The organism is Streptomyces sp. NPDC052012 (assembly GCF_040689265.1).
Taxonomy (GTDB): domain Bacteria; phylum Actinomycetota; class Actinomycetes; order Streptomycetales; family Streptomycetaceae; genus Streptomyces.
The window spans coordinates 345,838-364,298 of the sequence record NZ_JBFAXA010000004.1 but is presented as its reverse complement, the minus strand read 5'-3'; the positions used below and the strand labels follow the sequence as shown (position 1 = coordinate 364,298).

Here is an 18,461-nt window from a genome sequence, read left to right as displayed (position 1 = left end):
GGGGCGTTCCGAGCGGTCACGGCACGCCCCTGCGGGAGGTTGTCGGTTACAGGCCGGGGTAGAGCGGGTGCTTGTCGGCCAGCGCCTTCACCCGGGCCTTGAGCGCTTCGGCGTCGCAGGACGGCTTGAGTGCCTCGGCGATGACGTCGGCGACCTCGGTGAAGTCCTCGGCGGTGAAGCCGCGGGTCGCCAGGGCCGGCGTGCCGATGCGCAGACCGGAGGTCACCATCGGCGGGCGCGGGTCGTTCGGGACGGCGTTGCGGTTGACCGTGATGCCGACCTCGTGGAGCCGGTCCTCGGCCTGCTGCCCGTCCAGCTCGGAGTCGCGCAGGTCGACCAGGACGAGGTGCACGTCCGTACCGCCGGACAGCACGTTCACCCCGGCCGCACGCGCGTCCGGCGCGGTGAGCCGCTCGGCGAGGATCTTCGCGCCCTCGACCGTGCGGCGCTGGCGCTCCTTGAAGTCCTCGCTCGCGGCGACCTTGAAGGAGACCGCCTTGGCCGCGATGACGTGCTCCAGGGGACCGCCCTGGAAGCCCGGGAAGACCGAGGAGTTGAGCTTCTTCGCGAAGGACTGCCTTGCCAGGATGATGCCGCCGCGCGGCCCGCCGAGCGTCTTGTGCGTCGTGGAGGTGACCACGTCCGCGTACGGCACCGGGTTCGGGTGGAGCCCGGCCGCGACCAGACCGGCGAAGTGCGCCATGTCGACCCACAGGTACGCCTCGACCTCGTCGGCGATCCGCCGGAACGCTGCGAAGTCCAGCTGCCGCGGGTACGCCGACCAGCCGGCGATGATCACCTTCGGGCGGTGCTCCTTGGCGAGCCGCTCCAGCTCCGCCATGTCGACCAGACCGAACTCGGGGTCCACGTGGTACGCGACCACGTTGAACTGCTTGCCCGAGAAATTGATCTTCATGCCGTGGGTGAGGTGGCCGCCGTGGGCCAGGTCCAGGCCGAGGACGGTGTCGCCGGGCTGGGCCAGCGCGAACAGCGCGGCCTGGTTGGCGGATGCGCCCGAGTGCGGCTGGACGTTGGCGTACTCGGCGCCGAACAGTTCCTTGACCCGGTCGATGGCGATCTGCTCGACCACGTCGACGTGCTCACACCCGCCGTAGTAACGGCGGCCCGGGTAGCCCTCGGCGTACTTGTTGGTGAGGACCGAACCCTGCGCCTGCAACACCGCGACCGGCGCGAAGTTCTCCGAGGCGATCATCTCCAGGGTGGACTGCTGACGCTCCAGTTCGGCGTCGACCGCGGCGGCCACCTCCGGGTCGAGCCGGTCCAGGGGTTGGTTGAACAGGGTCATGGGCGGTCTCCTTGGGTGTGGGCACAGTGGGCGGCGTAGGCATCGGCGGACAGCGCGCCCGCGATGTTCTCGACCCGGAGCCGGAACAGCCAGCCACCGGTGTAAGGGGCGGCGTTGACGACGCCGGGGTCGTCGGCCAGCGCGGGGTTGACTTCCAGGACCCGGCCCGAGGCGGGTGCGTACAGGCCGCTGACGGCGGTCCGTGACTCGATCCGTCCGCAGCTCTCCCCCGCCTCGACCCAGGTGCCGACGTCGGGCAGCCGCAGGTGGACGACATCACCGAGGGCCCGCGCCGCGAAGGCGGTGATGCCGACGGTGGCGTTGCCCTCGTCCACGACGAGCCACTCGTGGTCCCAGGTGTACCGCAGGTGCCGGGGAACGCTCGGGGCGGTCTCCACCCCGGATTCCGGCGAGAGTCGGGGTCCGGCGGTCATGACACGACGGCCGCGGCGGCGGGGGTGAGGGTGCGGCGGAGCCGGTTGAAGAACTTCGGCTGGTTGAGGGAGAGGACGGCGACGGGGGTGCCCTCGTGGCGGTAGACGGCCGTGAAGGTGCGGCTGTCGACGTCGCCTTCGACGATCTCTGGCTCGGCGCCGGGGGCGACGTGTCCGGCGACCTGGATGCGGGCCTGGTACTGGTCGGACCAGAAGTACGGCGGGGTGAGCGGGGCGGGGGCCGGCACACCGGTCAGCAGGGTGCGGGCAGCGGTCTTCGCCTGCTCCGTGGCGTTGCTCCAGTGCTCGATGCGGGTGTGCCGTCCGGTGAACGGGTGCGGGCAGCGGGCGACGTCACCGACGGCGACCACGCCCGGGACGCTGGTCGAGCAGCCGGAGTCGCACACCACTCCGTCGTCCACCTGCACACCGGAGCCGGCGAGCCAGTCGGTGTTCGGCCGCACGCCCACGCCGGCCACGACGACGTCCGCGGGCAGCACCCGCCCGTCGGAGAGCCGTACGCCGGTGACCCGGCTCTCGCCGAGCAGTTCCGCCACGCCGGTGCCGCACAGCAGCTCAACGCCGTGATCGCTGTGGAGCGAGGAGACCACCAGCCCCATCTCGCGCCCGAGCTGGCGCTCCAGCGGTACGGGGAGCGCCTCGACGACGGTGACGTGGAGCCCGAGCCGGTGGGCGGTGGAGGCGACCTCGGCACCGATGAACCCGGCGCCGATGACGACGACCCGGGGCAGGCCGTCGAGCAGTTCGGCGCGCAGGGCCAGGGCGTCGTCCAAGGTGCGCAGGGTGTGGACGCCCGCCAGCCCGTCGGTGCCGGGAAGGGTTCGTGGGTTGGCGCCGGTCGCGACGACGACGCCGTCGGTGCGCACATGCCGTCCCCCGGTCAGGGTGACGGTGCGGGCGACGGGGTCGAGCCGCACGGCGCGCTCGCCGAGCAGCCACTGCACGTCCAGGGCCTCGTACTCGTCGGCGTCGCCGAGCGCGAGCCCTTCGGCGTCGATGTCGCCCTTGAGGAAGTCCTTGGACAGCGGGGGGCGGTCGTAGGGGGCGTGGCGCTCCTCCCCCACGACGACGATCTCGCCGTCATAGCCCTCTGCGCGCAGCGCGCGGACCGTGCTCAGTCCTGCCAGCGACGCTCCGACGACGGTGATGCTCCTCATGCCGGCTCCAGACGGGTTGTCTCGCATAACACAACGACACTCGCTATACGCAACATGCTTTCCGCGTGATGCGGCATTGTCAAGGGAGGTGTCGCAGATCAATTTCTGATGATGCACCACGTTTCACATGGTGCAACCGCGCGGTACCGGGGGAACTCGCCCCCTCCGGCAGCTGGCCCGCCCACCTGCCGGAGGGGCCGCAACAGCAGGTGGGCGGGCAGCACTGGGGGTGGGAGGGATCAGTGTGCGGGGCCCACCTCGAGCTTGTTCTGCAACCAGGTGTGGAACTCGCCGATGTGGTGCTCACTGGGCACCAGCACGCCGCCCTTGGCGTACGCCTTCGAGCTCATCGCCGGCTGGGTGCGTTCGCAGGCGTCGAAGTCCTGCTGGTTGACCCGGTGGAACAGTTCCACCGAACGCTCCACGTCCTTGCCGCTCTCGACGACGTGCGGCAGGTACAGCCAGTCGCACTCCACGACCGTACGGTCGGGTGCCATCGGGTACATCCGGTGGAAGATGACGTGGTCGGGGACGAGGTTGACGAAGACCTGGGGCCGGACGGTGATCGCGTAGTAACGGCGGTCCTGGTCCTCGGCGACCCCCGGGATGCGGTCCAGGCCCTCGGATCCGTCGACGGTGAAGCCCTGGACGTCCTCACCGAACTCCGCGCCGTGGCCCACGTAGTACTGCGCCGCGTAACCGTCCGCGAACTCCGGCAGCACCTCGGTGAGTTCGGGGTGGATGGTCGCGCAGTGATAGCACTCCATGAAGTTCTCGATGATGAGCTTCCAGTTGGCCTTCACGTCGTAGGTGATACGACGGCCCACCTGAAGGTTCTCGATGCCGTAGCGCTCGATCGACTCGACGTCGCCGAGGCGTTCGACGACCGCGCCCTGTACGTCCGCCTCGAAGGAGGGCGGGTTGTCGGCGAGACAGACCCACACATAGCCGAGCCACTCCCGCACATGGACGTTGATCAGGCCGTACTCCTTGCGGTCGATGTCCGGCATCGAGGTCAGGTTGGGCGCGGCGACCAGCTTGCCGTCCAGGCCGTAGGTCCACGCGTGGTACGGGCACTGGAAGGCACGCTTGACCTCGCCGGACTCCTCGGTGCAGAGCTTGGCGCCGCGGTGCCGGCAGATGTTGAGGAAGGCCTTGACCGAGCCGTCCCGGGACCGGGAGACCAGCACGCTCTCGCGGCCCACCTGGTAGGTGCGGAATGCGCCGGGCTTGTCCAGGTCGGCGGCGCGGGCCACGCAGAACCACATGGCCTCGAAGACCCGCTCCTGCTCCTGGGCGAAGACCTCGGGGTCGGTGTAGTACTCGCCGGACAACGTGGGGATCAGGCTGGGCGGCAGGTTCGTGATGGTCATCAGCTCTCCTTCGTGGATGCCGCGGCCTTCAGGCCGGGGAGGAAGTGAAGCTCCTGCGGAGCAGGGCAGGGAAAGGTGAATCGCCGCGAGGGCGGTTTGGTGCCTGCGGCCACCGGCCGACACCCGTCACTCACACGGGAGTTGATAGGGTGTGGGGTGTGACGCCGCAGGTCAAGCGGGCTTTCAAGTACCGCTTCTACCCCACCGACGAGCAGGCAGCAGAACTGTCGCGCACGTTCGGCTGCGTCCGCCTCGTGTACAACAAGGCGCTGGAGGAGCGCACTCGGGCCTGGTACGGCGAGCAGCGCCGTGTCTCCTACCTGCAGTCGTCGGCCGCGCTGACCCAGTGGAAGAAGACCGAGGAGCTCGCCTTCCTGAGCGAGGTGTCCTGTGTCCCGCTGCAGCAGGCGCTGCGCCATCTTCAGACAGCGTTCGTCAACTTCTTCGCCAAGCGCGCGCAGTACCCGCGCTTCAAGTCCCGTAAGAAGTCCCGTGCCTCGGCCGAGTACACCCGCAGCGCCTTCACGTGGCGCGACGGACGGCTCACGCTGGCGAAGATGACCGAGCCCTTGGACATCCGCTGGTCCCGTCTGCTGCCCGAAGGAGCGCAGCCCACGACGGTCACCGTGTCCCGCGACGCGGCCGGCCGGTGGTTCGTGTCCCTGCTGTGCGAGGACACCATCACCCCTGCGTCCGCCACCACGGCGGGCGTCGGCATCGACGCCGGGATCACCTCGCTCGTGACGCTGACCACCGGGGAGAAGATCGCCAACCCGAGGCACGAGGGGCGTGACCGCGCCCGCCTGGCCCGCGCGCAGCGTGAACTGTCGCGGAAGGTGAAGGGCTCGGCGAACCGGGAGAAGGCCCGGCACCGCGCCGCCAAGATCCATGCGCGGATCGTCGACCGGCGCCGGGACTTCCTGCACAAGCTGACCACTCGACTCGTCCGTGAGAACCAAACGGTCGTGATCGAGGACCTCACCGTCCGCAACCTGCTGAAGAACGGCCGCCTCGCGCGCGCCATCTCGGATGCATCGTGGACGGAACTGCGCTCCATGCTGGAGTACAAGTGCGCCTGGTACGGGCGTGAACTTGTCGTGGTCGACCGCTGGTTTCCCAGCTCGAAGCTGTGCGGGGCCTGCGGCACGGTCGCGGCGAGACTGCCGCTGCACGTCCGCGAATGGACGTGCGACTCCTGCGGCGCGGTGCATGACCGCGACGTGAACGCGGCGCGCAACCTTCTGGCCGCCGGGCTGGCGGCGTCTGCCTGTGGAGACGGTGTAAGACCTCAACGGGAGCCCTCCCGGACGGGGCGGTCGTCGGTGAAGCAGGAAGCCCAGCGGGCGACCGCTGGAATCCCCCGCCCATAGGCAGGGAAGGAAGTCAACGTCTCACCTTCGGAAGTGTCAGACGCGCACGCGGCGGGGGTCGAACAGGGCGATGGGGTGGTCGGTGGTGCCTTCGGTTGCGAGGTCGGCGAGGATCTCGCCGATGACGGGCACGAACTTGAATCCGTGGCCGGAGAAGCCGCAGGCCACGATCACCTGCGGATGCTCGGGGTGTCGGGCGAGGACGAAGTGCTCGTCCGGGGTGTTGGAGTACATGCAGGCGGCGGCCTTGAGGTAGCGGCCGGGCAGGGTGGGGATGCGCGGGCGCAGGTAGTCGGCCATGGCCGCGATCTCGTCCGGGTGGATCCGGCGGTCGAGGTGGTCGGGGTCGCTGGGGACGCCCTTGCGGAAGAAGGCGACCTTGGCGCCGCCGTCGGGGCCGTCCAGCGCGGGGAAGCCGTAGATCTGGGTGCCGTCGGGGTCCTCCCAGATGTAGACGGGGTGCCGTTCGGCGCTGAACGGGCTGGTTCCGCCCTCGGGCTGGAACCAGTACATGACCTGGCGCTCCACCGTCACGCGCACGCCGAGGTCGGACAGGAGCTTCGGGGCCCAGGCTCCGGGGGCGATGACCAGACGGTCGGCGGTGTAGGCGCCGCGGTCGGTGACCACCCAGGCCCTGCCGCCCGGTCCGTCGGCCTCCCAGCCGAGGACCAGTTCCGTGAAGTGCAGGTCGGCGCCGTGGGCCCGGGCCAGGTCCAGGTGGGCGGTGACGGTCGCCTCGGGCCGGGCGATGCCCGCCTTGCGCTCGTAGAAGGCGACGTCCTCGGCCGCCGGGTTGAAGGTGGGGAAACGGCGCCGGATGTCGGCGGCGCCCAGGACCTCGTGGTCCAGGCCCCACTCGTGGGCGCTGCGCAGGGTGCCGGCGAAGGCCTCGCTGTCCTCTCGGCCGATCATGAGGCCGCCGGTCTCGGTGAAGACCTCGCGGCCGGAGTCGACGGCGAGCTTCTCCCACAGTTCATGGGCGCGCAGCAGCAGGGGTACGTAGGCGGGGTCCTCGAAGTAGGCCTGCCGGTAGATGCGGGATCCGCCGTGGCTGGAGCCGAGGTTGTGGGCGGGGCCGAAACGCTCGATGCCGAGCACGCGCTGACCGCGGGCGGCGAGGTGACAGGCGGCTGCGCTGCCCATCCCGCCCAGGCCGACGACGATCACGTCGTACGAAGTGGCCATGTGTCCATCTCCTGGGAATCGTGCCGGTTGCCGATGAATGGTGTGGTGCTGCCGGGAGTCGGGGCCCGTTCAGCGCCGGATGCGCGACATCTCCGGGTCGAAGAGGGGCTCGGCGGCGGTGACGGCGGGGACCCTGGCGCCGAAGTACTCGATCTCCACCGGGGTCCCGGGGGCGGCGTGCTCGGCGGGCAGCCAGGCGTATGCGAGGGGCGCGCCGATGGTGTAGCCGTAGGCGGCGCTGGTCACGTAGCCGACGGGGCGGCCGTCCACGCGGACGGGTTCGTGCCCCATCACCACGGACTGCTGGTCCTGGATGACCAGGGGCGTGAGCCGGCGGGTGACCGTCTCGTCGCTGATCCCCTCCAGCGCGGCCTTTCCGGTGAAGTGTTCCTTGGTGCGGCGGACGGCGAAGCCGAGACCGGCTTCGTACGGGTTGTGCTCGGTGGTCATGTCATGGCCCCAGGAGCGGTACCCCTTCTCCAGCCGCAGGCTGTTGAAGGCGCTGCGGCCGGCGGCGATGATCCCCAGCTCCTGCCCGGCCTCCCACAGGGTGTCCCACAGCCTGGTGCCGAGGTCGGCGGTGGTGTAGATCTCCCAGCCCAGCTCGCCGACGTAGCTCAGCCGCATGGCGGTGACCGGGACGTCGCCGAGGAAGGCCTGCTCGGCCTTGAAGTAGCCGAAGCCCTGGTGCGAGAAGTCGGTGTCGGTGAGCGGCTGGACGAGGTCACGTGCGCGTGGGCCCCATACGCCGAGGCAGCAGGTGCCGGCGGTGATGTCCCGCACCTGCACCGAGCCGTCGCCGGGCAGGTGCCGGCGCAGCCAGTCCAGGTCGAGGTTGCCGTTGGCGCCGATCTGGAAGCGTTCTGTTTCCAGGCGGGCGATGGTCAGGTCGCTGCGGATGCCGCCGGCGGAGTCGAGCAGCAGGGTGTAGGTGACCGAGCCGACCGGCTTGTCGAGCTGGTTGGTGGTCAGCTTCTGGAGGAAGGTGAGCGCTTCGGGGCCGGTGACCTCCAGCCGCTTCAGCGGGGTCATGTCGTAGAGGGCCACCCGCTCCCGGGTGACGAGGGCTTCGGCTCCGGCGATGGGCGACCAGTAGCGCGACGCCCAGGCGTTACGGCCGGGCACGCGGGCCACCTCGGGCAGGTGTGCGTTGGCCTCGTACCAGTGCGGGCGCTCCCAGCCGCCGCCCTCCAGGAAGACCGCGCCGAGGGCCTCCTGGCGGGCGTGGAAGGGACTGGTCCGCAGGGGGCGGGGTCGTTCCGCCGGTTGCAGCGGGTGCAGGATGTCGTACACCTCGGCGAAGTTCTGGCAGCTGCGCTCCATGACGTACGACGGCGCCAGCTGGACTTCCTCGAAGCGGTTGATGTCGCACTCGTGGACGTCGGTGGCGGGCCGGCCGTCGACGAGCCACTCGGCCATGGCCTTGGCCACGCCGGCCGAGTGGGTGACCCAGACGGCCTCCGCGAGCCAGAAGCCCTGGACCTTCGCCGACTCGCCCATCAGCGGCATGCCGTCGGAGGTGAAGGAGAAGATGCCGTTGAAGCCCTCCTCGATCTTCGTGTCGGCGAGGGAGGGGAGCAGGGTGAGGGAGTCGGCCCAGGCGTCCTCGAAGTCGGCTTCGGTGAACTCCAGCGAGGACGGCATGTCGGCTTCGCGCGGGTGCGCCACCGTGTCCAGGCTGACGGGCATGGGGCGGTGGGCGTAGGAGCCGATGCCTATGCGGTCGACGAGTTCGCGGTAGTACAGGCCGGCGTCCTGGTTGCGCAGGATGGGCAGGGAGGCCTCGGTGTGCGCGTCGTTGCGGCCGGTGAGCGGCGGGAGTTCGGTCGTGCGGGCGTACTGGTGGGCCATGGGCACGAGCGGCACGGGCTGCCCGACCATCCGGCCGATCCTCGGGCCCCAGAATCCGGCGCAGGAGACCACGATGTCGGCCGGGAAGGTGCCCTGGTCGGTGACGACCGCGCTGACACGGTCGCCGGTCGTCTCGATGCCGGTCACCGTGTGGTGGGGACGGAACCGGGCTCCGCGGGCCGTCGCCTGGCGGGCCTGGGCCTCGCTCGCGCGCAGGGCCTTGGCCAGGCCGTCGCTGGGGATGTGGAAGCCGCCGAGGATGCGCTCGGGGTCGAGGAGAGGGTGCAGTGCGGCGGACTCCTCGGGGGTGAGGAGGCGGCTGTCGACTCCCCAGGAGCTCAGCCAGCCGTGCCGGCGCTGGATCTCCGCGAGGCGTTCGGGGGTGGTGGCCACCTCCAGGCCGCCGACCTGGTTGAAGCACCACTGCCCGTCCAGGGTCAGCGCGCTGTACTTCTCCACCGTGTACCGGGCGAACCCGGTCATCGTCTTGGAACCGTTGGTCTGGAACACCAGACCGGGGGCGTGCGAGGTGGAGCCGCCCGTGGCGAAGAGGGGGCCCTGCTCCACAACGGTGACGTCCGTCCAGCCGCGTGCGGTCAGTTCGTCGCTGAGTGCGCACCCGACGATGCCGGCGCCGATGATGACCACCTTCGGCTGTGCCGCCATGGTCTTCCTCCAAGTTCCTGGTGTGGTGAGGGGCTTGGGTATTGCGGTGACGGACGAGGTCAGCGGTCGCGGGTGAGCCGGTTGTCGGCCTCCCGGCTGCCGCCGTCCGGTTCGCAGGTGCCGGAGGTGACGGGGCGCTCGGTGCGCGCGGTCACAGGACGACCACCGAGCGCAGGACGTCGCCGTGGTGCATCTTGGCGAAGGCGGCCTCGACGTCGTCCAGGGTGATCGTCTCGGTGACGAAGTCGCCCAGCTCGAAGCGGCCCTGGAGGTAGAGGTCGATCAGGGCGGGGAAGTCCCGGGCGGGCAGGCAGTCGCCGTACCAGGAGGACTTCAGAGCCCCGCCGCGGCCGAAGACGTCCAGCAGGGGCAGGTCGAGGGTCGGTTCGGGGGTGGGGACGCCGACCAGGACGGCCGTGCCGGCCAGGTCGCGGGCGTAGAAGGCCTGCTTGAAGGTCTCGGGGCGCCCCACCGCGTCCACGACGACGTCGGCGCCGTAGCCGCCGGTGAGTGCGCGGATCGCCTCGACGGCGTCGGTCCGGGAGGAGTCGACGGTGTCGGTGGCGCCGAACTGCTCGGCCCACTTCAGCTTCCGCTCGTCGACGTCCACGGCGATGATCCGGCTCGCCCCGGCCACCTTGGCGCCCGCGATCGCGGCCATGCCCACGCCGCCGCAGCCGATCACCGCGATCGAGTCGCCGCGGCCCACGCCGCCGGTGTTGACCGCGGCGCCGAAGCCGGCCATCACCCCGCAGCCGAGCAGGCCGGCCGCGACGGGCGAGGCGGCCGGGTCGACCTTGGTGCACTGGCCGGCGGCGACCAGGGTCTTCTCGGCGAAGGCGCCGATGCCGAGGGCCGGGGACAGCGGGGTGCCGTCGGCCAGGGTCATCGGCTGGGTGGCGTTGTGGGTGGCGAAGCAGTACCAGGGCCTGCCCTTGCTGCAGGACCGGCATGTGCCGCAGACGGCACGCCAGTTGAGGACGACCATGTCGCCGGGCGCGACGTCGGTGACGCCCTCGCCGACCGACTCGACGACACCGGCCGCCTCGTGGCCGAGCAGGAAGGGGAACTCGTCGTTGATCCCGCCCTGCCGGTAGTGCAGGTCGGTGTGGCAGACACCGCAGGCCTCCACCCGCACGAGCGCCTCACCGGGGCCGGGGTTCGGCACCAGGACGGTCTCCACCGAGACCGGTGCGCCCTGTTGGCGGGCGACGACGCCGCGTACCTCGTGTGTCACGGTCGTTCTCCTCGTCGAGGGGACGGCCGAAATGCGATCTTCGGGATCTTCGGCCTGATGTTCTGTGTGGCGGGAGGACGTCGATCGCTCCCTGGAGCGATCGACGGAGGAGGGAGAAACGTCACCTGGCCCGGTGAGACCCGGGAGGCCGGGACAACCACCTGAGCGGTGTTGCGTATTGCGCAATCATCTTCGCTATAAGCAACGACCGATCCAAACTGTGTCTCCACCGACACCCACTGTCAAGGGGTTGGCCGAGCGAAGTTGCCATCGCGGCGGAAAACGGGCGCCGAACAGCCACGGAGGCGGCGCCGGAAGACCCGGACATGCGGCCGGCCGACCTCCGGGGAGGTCGGCCGCATGTCCGGGTTCGTGGGCCACCAGGTCAGGAACGCCCGAGACGGCTTCCGCGGAGGCTGTCGCGACGTTCCTCGGCCGCCGTCGCAGGCGGCGCGGAGCCCGGCACGGCGCTGGTCTCCGCCAGGGTGCGGCCCCGCGTCTCCTCGGCCCACGCGAAGGACACCAGCCAGCCCACCCCGGTGATACCGGCGCCGATCAGCATGGTCGCACCGATGCCCAGCCGATCCAGGGAGATCGGCAGCAGGTACGTACCGGCTGCCGCGCCGACACGGCTGATCGAGGTCGCCACGCCTCCCGCGGTGGCCCGGATGCTGGTGGGGAACAACTCGTTGGGATACGTCCACTCCAGCACCGTGGGACCGCCCGACAGGAGGGCGTAGGCGCAGAAGCACACGATGACCACCGCCATGGGCAGTGCGTGGCCGCCGCCGAGCACCGCGAGCGGCACCACCATCAGGGCGAACGACCACACCAGCACGGGGCGGCGCCCCACCCGGTCCACCAGCCGCAGCGCGGGGATACAGCCCAGCACGAACACGACACTGATCAGCGCCGAGCCCAGGTTGCTCTCGTTGCCCTCCCCGAGCCCGAAGGAGCCCAGGATGGCGGGACCGAAAGTGTAGAGGGCGAACATCGGCGTGATCTGACACATGTAGAACAGCCCGCAGAACAGCGTCCGCCGCAGATATGTGCCGTGGAACAGGTCACGGATCCGGCTCCGCTCCACCGACTGCTCGGCCGCCGAGGCGGCCAGCAGTTCCTCGACCGAGACGGTGCGATCGAGGGCCTTCCTGATCGCTTTCTGGGCCTCGGCGGTACGCCCCTTGTTCACCAGCCACAGCGGCGACTCCGGCGTGCCGATGCGCATCAACAGGATCAGGGCGCTGAGTACGGCGCCCGAGGCGAGCATCCACCGCCAGGCGTCGTTGCCCGCGATCTCGGCCATCACGTAGCCGACCAGATACGCGACCGCCGCGCCGACGTACCAGGCCAGGATCAGGATGCCGAGCAGTCGGCCCCGGTGTTTGTTCGGCACCCATTCGGCCAGCAGTGACGTCGCGATCGGATAGTCGGCGCCGATGGCCATGCCGAGCACGAACCGCAGCACGACGAACTGCCAGGTCTCGGTGGCGAACACCGACAGCACCGAGCCGCCGACCAGCACGGCCAGATCGATGGTGTACATCGCCTCGCGCCCGAGTTTGTCGGTGACGGGCCCGAAGAACAGCCCTCCCACGAAGATGCCGACGAGGGCCGCGGCACCGATGAGGCTCTCGTCCCCGGTGCTCAGGTTCAGCTCGTTGCTCATGCCGATGAGCGCGACGCCGATGATGCTGAGCAGATAGCCGTCCAGGAACGGGCCGCCGGCGCAGGCCCAGGTGAGTTTTCGGTGGAACTTGTTCAGGGGTGCCTCGTCGACGGCACGGATGGACATCTGAACTCCCGGAATGGGGGACGGGCGGGCTGCAAGGACGTTGCGTTTGAGCGAACTGGTTTCCCCATACGCAACGGAACATCGATCACCCTGTCATCGTCAAGACGGGACCCTGAACCTCTTACGAATTCCACGGAGATCGCCCCGCACCCTCACCGCGCAGGCATCCCGACACCCTTGACGACACCTCACCCCATGCGCATGATGTTGCACATTGCGATGTGCGTTCTACATAGAGAAACCTTGCGCTGAATGCGCCGGCGGCAGCGCTTCCGTCGGCCCGCCCCTTGACCGCGCTCTCATCCCCGCTCAATCACGTTGCGTATAGCTCACCGTGTTGCGCGATCCGCACCACCGACCGATGGAGGAAGGCATGTCTCCTCGACCGCGGCCCGGCCGTGAGTTCATCCTCACCCTGTCCTGTCCCGATCAGGCCGGCCTCGTCCACGCAGTGACCACCTTTCTCGTGAGCCACTCCGGCAACATCCTGGAGAGCCGGCAGTTCGACGACCGGCTGCAGGACCGCTTCTTCATGCGGGTGCACTTCGCCGTCTCGGACGCCGGCATCTCCCTGGAGGACCTGCGCACCGGCTTCGGACCGGTCGGTCAGGCGTACGGCATCACCTGGCAGCTGCACGACGCGTCGACCCCGACGCGCACGCTGATCATGGTGTCGAAGTTCGGCCACTGCCTGAACGACCTGCTGTTCCGCAAGTCCACGGGCGCGCTCAACATCGAGATCCCGGCGATCGTCTCCAACCACCGCGACTTCGAGCCGCTGGCGCAGAGCTACGGCGTCCCCTTCCACCACATCCCGGTCACCAAGGACACCAAGGCCCAGGCCGAGGCGCGGCTGCTGGATCTGGTGCGCGAGCTGGACGTCGACCTGGTGGTGCTGGCCCGCTACATGCAGATCCTCTCCGACGACCTGTGCAAGCAGCTCGACGGCAAGGCCATCAACATCCACCACTCGTTCCTGCCGAGCTTCAAGGGCGCCCGGCCGTACGTCCAGGCGCACCGGCGCGGCGTGAAGCTGGTCGGCGCCACGGCGCACTACGTCACGCCCGACCTCGACGAGGGCCCGATCATCGAGCAGGACGTCGTCCGCGTGGACCACTCCCGCGACCCGGACGAGCTGGTCACCATCGGCCGCGACGTCGAGGCTCAGGTGCTCGCCCGCGCCGTCGAGTGGCACAGCCAGAGCCGGGTGCTGGTGAACGGACATTGCACCGTGGTCTTCCGCTGAGAGAGCGGACCGTGCGACCATGCGGGCGGCCGGAACCGACTGTCCCGCAACCCCCGTCCGGGCCGGCTCCACAACCCCGGCGTCCGGTCGAGCTTCATGGTGACCCACGAAGATCCACGCGTATAGTTGCGCTATGGGCAACTACAGCGCAGACTGCGAAACAGCGGGTCCCGCTGTGAACGGGGTGCAGTCCGTCGACCGCGCCGTCGGCGTGCTGGAGATCCTCGCCCAGCGCGGCGAGGCGGGCGTCAGCGAGGTGGCCGCCGAGATCGACGTCCACAAGTCGACAGCGTTCCGTCTGCTCGGGGCTCTGGAGGCGCGTGGCCTGGTCGAACAGACGGCGGAGCGGGGCAAGTACCGGCTGGGCTTCGGCATCGTCCGCCTGGCCGGCGCGGTCACCGATCGCCTCGACATCACCCAGCAGGGCCGCCCGGTGTGTGTGCGGCTCAGCGAGGAGATCGGCGAGACCGTCAACATCGCCGTCCTGCAGGAGCACTACGCAGTCAACCTGTATCAGGTACGCGGCCCGGGTGCCGTCGGCACCCACAACTGGGTCGGCCAGCTCACCCCCGTCTACGCCACGTCGAGCGGCAAGATCTTGCTGGCCCACCTGCCGGCGAAGGAGCGCGCCGACGTGCTCGCGGAGTCCGGGGTGCGGAAGCTGACGCCGCACACCCTGACGGCCAGGACGAAGCTGGAGAAGAACCTCACCGAGGCGCGGGAGCGCGGGTACGCGGTGACGCTGGAGGAGCTCGAGATCGGACTGCACGCCATGGCGGCCCCGATCCGCTCCCGCGACGGCGAGGTCATCGCCGCGCTCAGCGCCTCCGGCCCCGCCTACCGCTTCACCGAGGAACGCATGCACGAGGTCGCTCCCACGCTGATCGGCGGCGCACAGGAGATCAGCCACCGGATGGGCTACCACGGCTGAGGCACCCTCAGAGCCATCCGGCCCAGCCGCGTTCGGCGCACTCAGTCCAGTGGCGACCGTCTCGGCGGGGCCTCGGCACCCCAGCATGCCGTCACACGTACCGCATCGGCCGTCGAGGTCGCCCATGTCGTGGCCCTCATGGCCGCTGGAGCTGGAGTGGCCGCCCATGCCACCCATTCCCTGCCGCAGCTCGGCAAGGACTTCGTCAAGGGTGCCGGTGACTCCGTCGACCCAGTCGTCCAGGACGACGACCCATTCGTCGTCGTACGACAGCGGTTCCTTGGGGGCCTCGACGATCAGCGGCGCGTACAGGCCCTGCTCGAGCTGAACGCCGACGTGGGGATGGAGGAAGTAGGTGCCGGGGGCGTCGGCGATGAAGCGGTAGGTGAAGTTGGAGCCCGCCCGTACGGCCTGCTGCGTCACCGGAGGCACGCCGTCCATGTCGTTACGCATGGCGATGCCGTGCCAATGAATGGAGCGGCGACCGCCGAGCCGGAGGGGGTGACCAGGGCGGGCGTCGAGCCAGAGCCACTGCTGCAGGCGCGAGCGCGCCCGCGTCTGCGACGCCGAGTCCGGCGAGCAGGACAGATCGGCGGTTGATGCTGTTCATGGAGGTCCTCGATCTCTGTGTACGCCTATGGGAGTTGGCGTGCTGGGACGCCTCTCGGCCTGATCAAGGCCCAAGGAAAGCCGTTGGGCACGGCCTGAATGCGCAACTGAGAGAGAACGGACAGGTTCGGGGGCGCCCGGTCCACTGTCCCGGCGGGCTTCGGCCCTGGGGCGACGGCGCCGTGCGCGGCGAGACCTGGTTGCCCCGGGGTCAGCGCGGGTACCGCCAGCTGTACCACCTCGACGCTCGCGGTCGAGCAGTGCTGCATGGCCGTTCCCGAGCAGGCCAGGCCATCAGCACTGTTCATCGTCTGGTCCGCGGCCTGCACGATGGTGCTTCCGTGCGCGTGACCGGACATGGGCGACTCCGGTGCGACATGACTGTCCGCCATCACCATGCCCGGCGTCATCACGTGTGCGGCGGGAGCAGAGGTCGAGCTCATCGCCGCGGCTACCGTCTCGTGGTGGACCAGTACGGCAAATGTCGCGAGACGGCGATGACGGCAGCACGCGCCAGGTGACGACGCCGTGCGAGGCGCGGGTCCACGGGGCCCAGGCTCCCCGTGGTGTCATCGCATCCCTCTGAGTTCTCGATGAGACGAGTGCCGCCCATATACGCGGAGGGGGTAAGTGCGCTTCCGGGGTGGCCGCGGCCGCACCCATCAGCGGTGTGCGTCTGGCGCCCTCACGCCTGAGACACGGACACCGCGCCCGGCGTGCTGCGGCTCTCGCGTTCCGCCTGCTGCTTTCGCTGCCCGTACGGAGTGACGCCCCGCGGCTTGTACACCGCGAGGATCATGGCCAGCAGCAGCACGACCAGCGCCAGGACGGAGTGCAGCACGGGAGAGAAGTTGCGCACTGAAGACAGCTCGGCCTCCGGGTCGGCAGCCGTGTGCGCCATAGACCTGAACGTCCCCATGTAGATCAGCAGCACTCCGGTGGCGACCACGTTGATCAGGAGTTTGAACAGCACCCAGTAGTGCCGCAAGAGGCCCCAGGGCGTACCCAGGGACTGGACGATGCCGGTAAGCAGGGCGGTGAAGGCCAGGGGGACCAGGACGCACCAGGCGGCCGGCTCCATCACGAGGTACGCGCCGCGCACTGTCGCGGCATCCTGGCTGGTCATGCCGATCGCCGCCAGCGCGAGAAAGGCGACGACCGCGCCCAGCCACCCAACCGAGGAGGTGACGTGCGCAATCAGGGCCAGCCTGCGCAGGCGGGGCGGCATGGTCATCCGATATCCCCTGCGTCCGGTCCGATGGCTTTCGTGACACCGACGAGCGGAGCCTGTCCCCCGAGGTGACGCCCCGGACCATGGTCACCCGCCCCCGTAACCAGATGTATGACCACGAAGAGAAGGACCACGATCAGCGCGAGTCCGGACACCTTCACCCAGCGGGGCATCCCCGCGGCCGGGGTTCGGCCGGGAGCCTCACCCGTCTTGTCGCGAGAGTTCGACTCCTGCGGCGGATCCACCATGAGGGGTTCTCCTTGTCTCACCTACTGGGCGGCATGCCCTTCGTATGACGCCAGGTTTATCGAGACACTTTGTCACTGTCAAACCATGGTGTCACAGCATCGGCATCGCGTACGCTTTCCGCGTGCCGAAGCTGTGGAACGAGACGATCGACGCGCACCGCCGCGAAGTGCGCGACGCCATCCTGGACAGCACAGCCGCCCTGGCGGCCGAAAAGGGCCCACTGTCGGTGACGATGTCTCAGATCGCCGAGAAGGCCGGCATCGGGCGGGCCACGCTGTACAAGTACTTCCCGGACGTCGAAGCCATCCTGCACGCCTGGCACGCGCGCGAAATCGCGGGTCACCTCGCCCAATTGGCGGAAGTCCGGGACCGGACCGAAGGGGCGCGTGCGCGCCTCGAAGCGGTGCTGGAGGCCTATGCCCTCATCACCCATGGATCCCACGGCCACCACGACACAGACCTCGGCGCGTTTCTGCACAGGGACAACGGCAACCACCTGACCCACGCACACCAGCACCTTCAGCACATGGTTCAGGCCCTGCTCACCGAGGCAGCACAGACCGGTGACGTCAGGGACGACATCCCGCCCACGGAACTCACGCGCTACTGCATCAGCGCCCTGGCAGCGGCACGAACCCTGCCGTCCGAGGCCGCCGTGCGGCGCTTGGTCACGGTCACCCTGGCGGGCGTGCGCCCTCCACAGGACTGACGCTCTCAGGGGAAGAAGTCCCTCTGCTGAACACCTCTTGGCACCCCTACGTACCAAGGACATCCGTAGACAACAGCCAGAGGACGACGGGAGTCGACGGGCCCGCGGAACAGGGCGCGGGCGACGACGGTCGATGCGGAGGGCAGCGATGGGAAGTCCGGCCCTGAACTGGACGCTGGCGGCGGTCGCCGTACTCGTGGCCGTCGTGAGCACGGCCCGTGTGGCCGCAGCCGACAGCAGACAGGCGCGGTTCGCGGCCGGAGGCGACCTCGTCATGGCCGGTGGCATGGCCGCGATGTTCCTGCCCGCGACGGCCACCAGTTTCGGCGACCACAGCCTGTGGTGGGTGGCGGCGTTCACCGCCGTCGGCCTCGGCAGCGTGGCCCTGTCCGTACGCCACGCTCGTCTGCACGGCTGGCGGCACGGCCGTCGCTGGGCGCATCACGTCATCGGCAGTGCCGCCATGGTGATCATGACGCTCGCCATGCCGGGCACCCACTCTGCGCCGGTTCTGGCTCTGGGCGGACACTCGATGGCCGGCACGAGTCACGGGCATGGGCACGGATCCGCCGGAACGGCCGACGCCACGGAGACGGCGGGCATGGCCGGGATGGAGGGCATGGACCACTCCTCGGGGGTGGTCGCCCACGACATGGCGTCCGGCGCCACCGACGGCGCCGCGGCGGGAGACTCCACTGCTGTATGGCGTGTCGTCCTGATCACGCTTGCCGCGTACTTCCTGATCTCGATCGTCGCGTCCGTATGGGCGCGACTCCGCGGCACCGACCGGCGGACGGGTGCGGGCCGCAGCGCGGGCAGGGGCCGCTGGGCGCGGCGGCTACTCGCCCTGCCCGACGCAATCGTGGTGTTCGCCGCGTCCCTGGCCATCTCCGTCTGGGACAGGGCCCGGCTGGGAGGCGACAAGCGCCGGGCACACGCGGCAGCAGGCAGCCGGAGCCGCCGCCGCCCGCCGGGTACGTCACCGGCCGCGGCCCTGACAGCCCACATCGGCATGGGCGGCACGATGTGCGCCATGCTCGTCATGATGGCCGGCTGACGACCCCGTCGCCCGCCTTTCCGGCGTCACGCCG

14 protein-coding genes and 1 pseudogene are annotated in these 18,461 nt (G+C 69.6%); 5 read left to right on the top strand and 10 right to left on the bottom strand.

Going from position 1 to position 18,461, the window contains the following annotated elements; translation table 11 throughout:
* Window positions 1-46: 46 nt before the first annotated feature.
* The 4 genes from glyA to AB0412_RS11265 all read right to left on the bottom strand — a co-directional run bounded on the left by glyA (window position 47) and on the right by AB0412_RS11265 (window position 4,291).
* Window positions 47-1,306: a serine hydroxymethyltransferase gene (gene glyA / locus AB0412_RS11280; protein ID WP_366402272.1), complete on the bottom strand. Its 1,260-nt coding sequence runs from the start codon at window positions 1,304-1,306 to the stop codon at window positions 47-49.
* Window positions 1,303-1,740 carry a glycine cleavage system protein GcvH gene (gene gcvH, locus AB0412_RS11275; protein WP_366402271.1) on the bottom strand — a complete coding sequence of 146 codons (438 nt, stop codon included), beginning with the start codon at window positions 1,738-1,740 and terminating at the stop codon, window positions 1,303-1,305. The genes glyA and gcvH overlap by 4 nt, the downstream gene beginning before the upstream one ends.
* Window positions 1,737-2,918, bottom strand: a complete 1,182-nt coding sequence (locus AB0412_RS11270; protein ID WP_366402270.1) for an FAD-dependent oxidoreductase — start codon at window positions 2,916-2,918, stop codon at window positions 1,737-1,739. The genes gcvH and AB0412_RS11270 overlap by 4 nt, the downstream gene beginning before the upstream one ends.
* Window positions 2,919-3,157: 239 nt before the next feature.
* The gene (locus AB0412_RS11265) at window positions 3,158-4,291 is read right to left on the bottom strand and encodes an aromatic ring-hydroxylating dioxygenase subunit alpha (RefSeq protein ID WP_366402269.1); all 1,134 of its coding nucleotides are present in this window, start codon (window positions 4,289-4,291) and stop codon (window positions 3,158-3,160) included.
* 158 nt (window positions 4,292-4,449) lie between these two features.
* Here AB0412_RS11265 and AB0412_RS11260 point away from each other — a divergent pair, with 158 nt between their 5' ends.
* The gene (locus AB0412_RS11260; protein ID WP_366402268.1) at window positions 4,450-5,661 is read left to right on the top strand and encodes an RNA-guided endonuclease TnpB family protein; all 1,212 of its coding nucleotides are present in this window, start codon (window positions 4,450-4,452) and stop codon (window positions 5,659-5,661) included.
* Between the two features lie 36 nt (window positions 5,662-5,697).
* Here the strand turns inward: AB0412_RS11260 and solA are convergent, their stop codons facing one another.
* The 4 genes from solA to AB0412_RS11240 form a co-directional block, all read right to left on the bottom strand.
* Window positions 5,698-6,846: an N-methyl-L-tryptophan oxidase gene (solA, locus tag AB0412_RS11255; RefSeq protein ID WP_366402267.1), complete on the bottom strand. Its 1,149-nt coding sequence runs from the start codon at window positions 6,844-6,846 to the stop codon at window positions 5,698-5,700.
* Between the two features lie 69 nt (window positions 6,847-6,915).
* Window positions 6,916-9,363, bottom strand: a complete 2,448-nt coding sequence (locus AB0412_RS11250; RefSeq protein WP_366402266.1) for an FAD-dependent oxidoreductase — start codon at window positions 9,361-9,363, stop codon at window positions 6,916-6,918.
* 151 nt (window positions 9,364-9,514) lie between these two features.
* A complete protein-coding gene (locus AB0412_RS11245) occupies window positions 9,515-10,600 on the bottom strand; it encodes an S-(hydroxymethyl)mycothiol dehydrogenase (RefSeq protein ID WP_366402265.1) in 1,086 nt (361 codons plus the stop codon).
* A 385-nt stretch (window positions 10,601-10,985) separates the two neighbouring features.
* Window positions 10,986-12,395, bottom strand: coding sequence for an MFS transporter (locus AB0412_RS11240; RefSeq protein ID WP_366402264.1), 1,410 nt, complete (start codon window positions 12,393-12,395; stop codon window positions 10,986-10,988).
* A 373-nt stretch (window positions 12,396-12,768) separates the two neighbouring features.
* Here AB0412_RS11240 and purU point away from each other — a divergent pair, with 373 nt between their 5' ends.
* Complete coding sequence (gene purU, locus AB0412_RS11235) at window positions 12,769-13,641, top strand: formyltetrahydrofolate deformylase (protein ID WP_366402263.1); 873 nt, start codon at window positions 12,769-12,771, stop codon at window positions 13,639-13,641.
* A 133-nt stretch (window positions 13,642-13,774) separates the two neighbouring features.
* A complete protein-coding gene (locus AB0412_RS11230) occupies window positions 13,775-14,572 on the top strand; it encodes an IclR family transcriptional regulator (RefSeq protein WP_366402262.1) in 798 nt (265 codons plus the stop codon).
* 141 nt (window positions 14,573-14,713) lie between these two features.
* Here the strand turns inward: AB0412_RS11230 and AB0412_RS11225 are convergent.
* Window positions 14,714-15,182: pseudogene (locus AB0412_RS11225) on the bottom strand (multicopper oxidase domain-containing protein); the annotation flags it as partial.
* Between the two features lie 684 nt (window positions 15,183-15,866).
* Entirely contained in the window at window positions 15,867-16,415 is a 549-nt protein-coding gene (locus AB0412_RS11220) for a hypothetical protein (RefSeq protein ID WP_366402261.1), read from the bottom strand.
* Window positions 16,416-16,782: 367 nt separating this feature from the next.
* On the opposite strand from AB0412_RS11220, the gene AB0412_RS11215 reads away from it, so the two are divergent.
* Both AB0412_RS11215 and AB0412_RS11210 read left to right on the top strand, forming a co-directional pair.
* Window positions 16,783-17,370: a TetR/AcrR family transcriptional regulator gene (locus AB0412_RS11215; RefSeq protein ID WP_366402260.1), complete on the top strand. Its 588-nt coding sequence runs from the start codon at window positions 16,783-16,785 to the stop codon at window positions 17,368-17,370.
* 148 nt (window positions 17,371-17,518) lie between these two features.
* On the top strand, window positions 17,519-18,427 hold the full coding sequence (locus tag AB0412_RS11210; protein ID WP_366402259.1) for a DUF5134 domain-containing protein: 909 nt from the start codon (window positions 17,519-17,521) through the stop codon (window positions 18,425-18,427).
* Window positions 18,428-18,461 lie beyond the last annotated feature (34 nt).

Excerpts from the sequence above, each read along its gene's own strand:
- AB0412_RS11230 (WP_366402262.1), top strand. The coding sequence starts at position 13,775 with ATGGGCAACTACAGCGCAGACTGCGAAACAGCGGGTCCCGCTGTGAAC.
- gcvH (WP_366402271.1), bottom strand. The coding sequence starts at position 1,740 with ATGACCGCCGGACCCCGACTCTCGCCGGAATCCGGGGTGGAGACCGCC.
- AB0412_RS11265 (WP_366402269.1), bottom strand. The coding sequence starts at position 4,291 with ATGACCATCACGAACCTGCCGCCCAGCCTGATCCCCACGTTGTCCGGC.
- solA (WP_366402267.1), bottom strand. The coding sequence starts at position 6,846 with ATGGCCACTTCGTACGACGTGATCGTCGTCGGCCTGGGCGGGATGGGC.
- AB0412_RS11220 (WP_366402261.1), bottom strand. The coding sequence starts at position 16,415 with ATGACCATGCCGCCCCGCCTGCGCAGGCTGGCCCTGATTGCGCACGTC.
- AB0412_RS11210 (WP_366402259.1), top strand. The coding sequence starts at position 17,519 with ATGGGAAGTCCGGCCCTGAACTGGACGCTGGCGGCGGTCGCCGTACTC.
- glyA (WP_366402272.1), bottom strand. The coding sequence starts at position 1,306 with ATGACCCTGTTCAACCAACCCCTGGACCGGCTCGACCCGGAGGTGGCC.
- AB0412_RS11250 (WP_366402266.1), bottom strand. The coding sequence starts at position 9,363 with ATGGCGGCACAGCCGAAGGTGGTCATCATCGGCGCCGGCATCGTCGGG.
- AB0412_RS11270 (WP_366402270.1), bottom strand. The coding sequence starts at position 2,918 with ATGAGGAGCATCACCGTCGTCGGAGCGTCGCTGGCAGGACTGAGCACG.
- purU (WP_366402263.1), top strand. The coding sequence starts at position 12,769 with ATGTCTCCTCGACCGCGGCCCGGCCGTGAGTTCATCCTCACCCTGTCC.
- AB0412_RS11240 (WP_366402264.1), bottom strand. The coding sequence starts at position 12,395 with ATGTCCATCCGTGCCGTCGACGAGGCACCCCTGAACAAGTTCCACCGA.